This window comes from Rhizobium sp. BR 362 (assembly GCF_036528765.1).
In the GTDB taxonomy this organism is placed as follows: domain Bacteria; phylum Pseudomonadota; class Alphaproteobacteria; order Rhizobiales; family Rhizobiaceae; genus Rhizobium.
The window spans coordinates 1-4,151 of the sequence record NZ_JARWGH010000076.1; the positions used below are offsets into that span (position 1 = coordinate 1).

The 4,151-nt window shown below is 61.9% G+C and carries 5 protein-coding genes; all 5 read right to left on the reverse strand.

Annotated elements, in window-relative coordinates; all coding sequences use genetic code 11:
- Nucleotides 1-432, reverse strand: a 432-nt coding sequence (locus tag QDY28_RS30595; RefSeq protein ID WP_442967620.1) for a hypothetical protein, incomplete at its 3' end; no start/stop codon positions are given.
- A 139-nt stretch (nt 433-571) separates the two neighbouring features.
- Nucleotides 572-1,177, reverse strand: a complete 606-nt coding sequence (locus QDY28_RS30600; protein ID WP_331384833.1) for a DUF1419 domain-containing protein — start codon at nt 1,175-1,177, stop codon at nt 572-574.
- 65 nt (nt 1,178-1,242) lie between these two features.
- Nucleotides 1,243-2,271, reverse strand: coding sequence for a DUF3991 and toprim domain-containing protein (locus tag QDY28_RS30605; RefSeq protein WP_331384834.1), 1,029 nt, complete (start codon nt 2,269-2,271; stop codon nt 1,243-1,245).
- Nucleotides 2,272-2,459: 188 nt separating this feature from the next.
- The gene (locus QDY28_RS30610) at nt 2,460-2,636 is read right to left on the reverse strand and encodes a hypothetical protein (RefSeq protein WP_331384835.1); all 177 of its coding nucleotides are present in this window, start codon (nt 2,634-2,636) and stop codon (nt 2,460-2,462) included.
- Nucleotides 2,637-3,058: 422 nt separating this feature from the next.
- Nucleotides 3,059-3,907 (reverse strand): LysR substrate-binding domain-containing protein, encoded by an 849-nt coding sequence (locus QDY28_RS30615; RefSeq protein WP_331384836.1) that lies wholly within the window; start codon nt 3,905-3,907, stop codon nt 3,059-3,061.
- Between the last annotated feature and the right edge of the window lie 244 nt (nt 3,908-4,151).

Below are 4,151 nucleotides of genomic sequence, written 5' to 3' on the forward strand. Positions count from 1 at the left end.
GCCGAGATCGTCCCAGCCGGTGCGGAAGTCGATTTCACCCGGTCGCCGGAACATGCCGTTCGCCAACTCGCCAGCGCCGAAGCCGGTGAAACGGATCAGTCTCGCCTGCGCGGCCGGTGTCGCCGGCAGATCCAGCCTCTCGAGCTCGTGGGCCGTGAGGATGGCGGCGACATTGATGCGCGCCCGTTCCTTCCAGGTCGCGGCGAGCCCACGGTCACTATCGTCGAGATAGAAGTTGGCGCGCTGGCCCTGTTTGCGTGGCGCCGGCGCCTTGGCATTCGACAAAGCCTGCGCAGGAGCAGGAGAGGGTGGGTTAGGGTCTGGCTCGTCGTCATTGGCCGCGAAACCGCCGAATGCCGTGACACYCAATTCAAGGGCCGACGACAGCGCGCTGCTGCCGAACATATCGAGGGTGAAGGGATCGTTGYTCATCAAATTGCTCCTGTTGAAAAGGCATGCGCCGTCGTCCCGCCGATCGAGGGCAGTGGCGGTCGCGAAGTCTTGGAGGCCCGTCGAGCAGGCAGGTGGATCGACCAGATCAGCCGGACTTCATCTCGCCCGGCGTCAAGGTTTAGGCAGCGGCTTGAGCCGGGAGGTAGCGGAGATGCACCGGCAGCTTGGCGGCGATCTCGTGATCGGTGAGATCTTCCAGAAGCCTCAGCGTGCTGCCGGCCTGCCCGCAGAAAAAGGCGATCGTGCGCTTATCCCGCCCCGCTGTCGGAGAGCTGTCATCGGCATAACCGCGATATTGGTCGGCGGTGCTGCTCCAGATGTGCTCGAGGCGCTCCTCGCGCGTCATGGCGCGCACCGGCCGGCTTTCGCGGTCGATGATGGCAACCCGCATGGTTTCCACCGACGCCTTGTCGGAGAGATCGCAATAGCCGTGGAAATGCCGGATTTGTTCGTCGATCCGGAGAGCAAAGAAGACGCTCGTCACTTGGCCGGTCGAGAACTCGCGCATGGCGAACATCGAGCCGCGGATCCAGAGCGGCGGGAGGATTTCGAACATGTAGTCGTGCTCGGCCTCACCGATCTCGAACCATTCGCCGGAATAGAGCGCTGCAGCATTATCCTCCCAGCGGTTCGGTCGCTGGATATGACGGTCGAACATTCGAAACATTTGCTGGCGGCTTGCGGCGCCCTGATAGACCTTGCGGATTGCGGGAGGGATGTTCATCTGCGGCTCCTTCGGAGGTTTCCGGACTGAAGCGCAGCCGTGTCCTTACGACCTTGCCATCCTCTTCAGTCCTTCATGACCCCTTCCGGGTCGCCGGCATCGCGACCGCCGGGGTCAAGGGCCGGCTCCGCCGGGCGAAGCCTCCCTTGACGCTGGTGGCGCGCATGCGGCACGCCTTTTTCCTTCCTTTTCCTCTTTTCCGTCCCCTTGAGTTTCAGGGTTTCGTTCCAATCCTCTGCGGGTGGACGCAGCCGCATCCAGTCGCAGCCGATATTGTCGGCTAGCGCCCTCAGCCGGTCCGCATAGATGTCGCCTTGAGAATTGGCGTCCGTTGCCGCGACGAGCTGGACGCCGGGCCTCGCGGCCAATTCCCGCAACGCTTCCTCGGTGGCGGGTGACCAGCCGCCACCCGTGCTGAGATAGAGCGTGCCGTCACGCGAGCCCTCAATGGCCGCAAGGCTCATTGCATCGATCGCGGCTTCCGTGACAGCTAAGCGCAATGCAAATTGCGGCCCGAGGCGAAAGAGAACCTTGGTTCCTCCAGACGCGAAGCCTCGGTATCGCGGGCCTCGTGCCTCCCAGCCAGTGACAGCTCCTGCATTGTCGGTATGAGCCGCCCACATGCTGCCATTCGGGCCTTCCCGAAGAAGGTCGCCATTGATCGCCGCACGAAGCAGGGGCGCCGGCAGGCAACGCTCGCCATGGAGATAGCACCATGTCGACGAAGTAGGCCACGGGCGACGGCGGGTCCGCCAACGATCGGCAAGGGAGCAGTCATGTTCATCCCCACGGCTCGGGCTTGTCCATTCCGGTGCCGTGACCTTGAACCCGACGAGGCCCGCAACCCTTGCTGCGCTCGCGAGAAAACCGACATGTTCGAGATGTTCGACGAGTGCGAATATGTCACCTTTTGCATCGCTGAGCGGATCGAACCAGCCCCGCCCTTCGTGGGTGACGATGACAATCTCGCCGCCCCGCCGAAACTTCAGGGCCCGACGGGTGCTCTCCTTAATGTCGATAGCAAACTTCGCCTGCTCGAGAACGGCCCTACAACTGACCCGCTCGCGCAGCTCTTCGATCTCCCTTCTTTTCATTCTGGTTCCTCGCTCCCCTTAGTTGCCCGTCATTTCGCGGCCACCAATCCGTGCCGCCGCGACGAGCAAGGGGCGCAAGGGCGCGGCTGGCAACTGACGAATCTTGCAGTGGTCGCGGCATCCGCCGCGGCGAAGCCTCCGTTGCGGCGCGCGGCTCGCAAGCGGCAGCCAGAACGGCAATTGGCGGCTCAGTGAGCCGCCCAGGGGAAGAACTCGTGCACGATCTCCAGATCGTCGCCGGCGTCGATCTCGTCTGAGGGGAGTACGCCATACTCGCCGTCGACTTCGAAGACGGTGACTGGGACCATCAGGTCGCGGGCAAGTTGGAAGGCGTGGGACTGTGCGATTGAAAGGTCGTGCGACATTGTGAGGCTCCATCCGGGAGCGGGCCAATTCCCGCTCGATGGCTCCTCAAAAGGCATGGTTTCGGGCGCGATCACCGCAAAGGCGAAGCCGTCGCGGCCGCAGCTTGCTAGCGGACCCCTCGTGGGTTGATCGTGGAAGATCCGGAACCGGGCCAGGACGCCATCACCGAAGAGCGGGATTGGCCACTCCCCGGTGGGTCACACTTGCTGACGCCCTCAACTCGGCCGCAATGAACAAGGTTGACCACTGACACCATCGGGGGTCGCTAGACGTTACCGCGGGAAAGATGCAGGCGGGCCGATCCGCGAACGGAGACCGCGGTGCGGGCGATGGCAGCACAAAAAAGCACTGGAGTGGCAAACGATAGGCTGGAGGTATAAGTCGCCCTGGCCAGATGCTCAAATCTGAGCGCCCGCCGGCTTTATACGGCTAGATCTCGACGCAGGCTGTTACGCAGCTGTTCAGCCGCAGGAAGGCTGCAACTTGGATTCATCAATATACCTATTTCCAAGTCCCGAAGCTGAGGCAGACCTTCGTTGTCGGGGATGATGCGAAGCGACTCCGGAACGCTGCATAGTGCGAGAGCAGCAATGGACAGGCCGGTTTGCACGACAGTCACCAGCCCTAGGAGGCTGGCGCTGGAATACGTGCAGCGATACGCACGCCCGGCCTTCTCCAATGCCTTCAGCGTGTTCGACCTCGCAGTACCGGACTCGAACAAGGCCACAGGAAGTGGGTCGGAATACCATTGGGCGTGGGTCCTCGACGACACCCAGACCAACCGCTCGCGCCGGAGCACTTCGATCGGTTGATCGGCCGCGCGCGTCACGATGGCGACGTCGACGCGATTTTCACGTATCGCTTCGTTCAAGCATTTCGAGGATTCACAGACGAGGTCGACCGCTATCTGCGGATGGTCGCTCGCGAAGCGACCGAGGGCCTTGGGGAGCAAGGACGCCGCATAGTCATCTGGAACTCCCAAGCGAATGCGCGAGACTTCCGGTTCACATGCGATTGTCGTCCAAGTTTCGCTGGACAGGGCGAGCAGGCGGCGCGCGTATGGAAGCAACTTCGAACCTGTGGCGTTCGGCACGACTGCTTTTGGAGTTCGAACGACCAGTTGTTTTCCAACGAGCTGCTCCAACCGCTGCATCTGCATGCTGACGGCGGACTGACTCCTCCCTACCCGCGGAGCAGCCGCGGTGAAGCTGCCAGTCTCAACGACGGCAACGAATGTATTCAACAGCTCTAAATCCAGGATCCCGCGCATCACGCTATCAGCATATCGAATAGGGTTCACAAAATCTATTCGTTTGATTGAAGCCCCTTGGCACGTCAGATTGTGGTCCAACCGGGGGCACTCTGGACGACTGCCCTCCAATCAAGGACGCGCGCCCATGCTCAGAGAATTTTCCCACCATCGCAACCTGCGGAGGCTCACGCCTGAAACTGAACGGCTGGCATCGGTCCCTGCTTCCAACCTTTTGGGTTGGGACTATGCGGTCTCAGAGATC

Excerpts from the sequence above, each read along its gene's own strand:
- QDY28_RS30600 (WP_331384833.1), bottom strand. The coding sequence starts at position 1,177 with ATGAACATCCCTCCCGCAATCCGCAAGGTCTATCAGGGCGCCGCAAGC.
- QDY28_RS30605 (WP_331384834.1), bottom strand. The coding sequence starts at position 2,271 with ATGAAAAGAAGGGAGATCGAAGAGCTGCGCGAGCGGGTCAGTTGTAGG.
- QDY28_RS30610 (WP_331384835.1), bottom strand. The coding sequence starts at position 2,636 with ATGTCGCACGACCTTTCAATCGCACAGTCCCACGCCTTCCAACTTGCC.
- QDY28_RS30615 (WP_331384836.1), bottom strand. The coding sequence starts at position 3,907 with ATGCGCGGGATCCTGGATTTAGAGCTGTTGAATACATTCGTTGCCGTC.